This window comes from Flavobacterium sp. (assembly GCF_049590715.1).
GTDB lineage: Bacteria > Bacteroidota > Bacteroidia > Flavobacteriales > Flavobacteriaceae > Flavobacterium.
The window spans coordinates 1-1,626 of sequence record NZ_JBAWDL010000178.1; the positions used below are offsets into that span (position 1 = coordinate 1).

At 58.8% G+C, this 1,626-nt stretch carries 1 protein-coding gene; it reads left to right on the forward strand.

Features of this window, described 5'->3' with window-relative positions; all coding sequences use genetic code 11:
* Positions 1 to 97 precede the first annotated feature (97 nt).
* The coding region (locus WBQ70_RS08150) for a PVC-type heme-binding CxxCH protein (RefSeq protein WP_423912742.1) at positions 98 to 1,626 on the forward strand (1,529 nt) is incomplete at its 3' end.

The window sequence follows — 1,626 nt, forward strand, 5'->3', positions numbered from 1 at the left end:
CTTGCCACAAGCCCTCTACCAGTAAGTTGACGGCCATCAGGACTTTGTATCGATGGAAACCACGAGACAAATCTCCTTACCTCAACCTGTAAGCCGGATGTTGGAAAAAGCCCTTCCTAAGCTCCTTTCCACCCTGCTACTCTTCGGCAGCTTACTAATCCTGAGCAGCCGTCAGGTACCTTTGGCCGATGTGTCGCCGGAAGATGCCCTGGCGACCTTCCAACTGGCCGAGGGCTTTCAGATTGAGTTGGTCGCCAGTGAACCGCTTATTTCCGATCCCGTGGCGATGGAAATCGACGAACGGGGTCGCCTGTACATGGTCGAGATGCACGGCTACCCGCTCGAACTCAGCGGCTCGGGTAAAGTCGTGCTACTGACCGATACCGATCAGGATGGCCGGATGGACCGCAGCCAGGTATTCGCCGAGGGGCTGACACTGCCGACGGGTATTATGCGCTGGAAGCAGGGCTTGATCGTCACGGATGCACCTCATGTGCTGTACCTCGAAGATGCCGATGGCGACGGACGGGCCGAAATCCGGGATACGCTCCTGACGGGTTTCGCACGCTCTAATCCGCAGCACAATCTCAATTCCCCCCTACTGGGCCTCGATAATTGGATCTACCTCGGTCACGAGGGAGCCGTTTCAACACAGGCTTTCCAGAAAGAATTTGGCGACCGGGGCAGTGATATCCATTATCCTGGCGGAAAAGACAGCCCCCGCCTACCCGACAACGCCCAGGGACGTGGCGTGCGATTCCGACCCGACCGCGCGGGGCTGGAAATGCTTTCGGGCAAAACCCAGTTCGGCCATACCTTCGATGCGTGGGGACGGTATTTTGTGGTGAGCAACGCGAACCACGCCATGCACCAGGTGGTACCGGCGGAATACCTGAACCGCAATCCTAATCTGTTGGTGGCCAATGCTACGCAGACGATTTCGGACCACGGCGCAGCAGCGGAGGTATTCTCTATTACCAAAAATCCGCTTAACCAGCTGTTAACCGATCTGGGCGTTTTTACGTCCGCCTGCGGCTCCAATTATTACCAGGGCGGGCTTTTTCCCGCGCCTTTCGACCGTGTATCGTTCGTGGCCGAGCCCGTCAGCAACCTCATTCACGCCGATGTGCTGCGCGATGCGGGCGCGACTTTCACCGCCAGTCGCTTGTACCCTGATAAGGAATTCCTAGCTTCGACCGATGCGTGGTTTCGCCCGGTTAATCTGTACACCGGCCCGGATGGGGCGCTGTACGTAACGGACTACTACCGTCAGATTATCGAACATCCCGAGTGGATGGCCGACGAGGTAGTTCAATCGGGTGCACTTTACAACGGCACCGACAAGGGTCGCCTGTACCGCATCACGCCCAAGGGTACCCCTCCCGCCACCTGGCAACGGGACCTTGCCCGTGAACTCACCAACGCCGAACTGCGCCAGAAACTCGCCGACCCGAACGGCTGGTGGCGGCGCACGGCCCAGCGACTGCTCACCGATCGCCAAGCCACCGCTGACATTCCGGCCCTGCAACGCATGGCTACGGAAGCCCCCAACGCGCTAGGCAGGCTCCACGCCCTCTGGACGCTGGAAGGACTGGACGCGCTCAGTCCGCAACTTTTGGTAAAAAT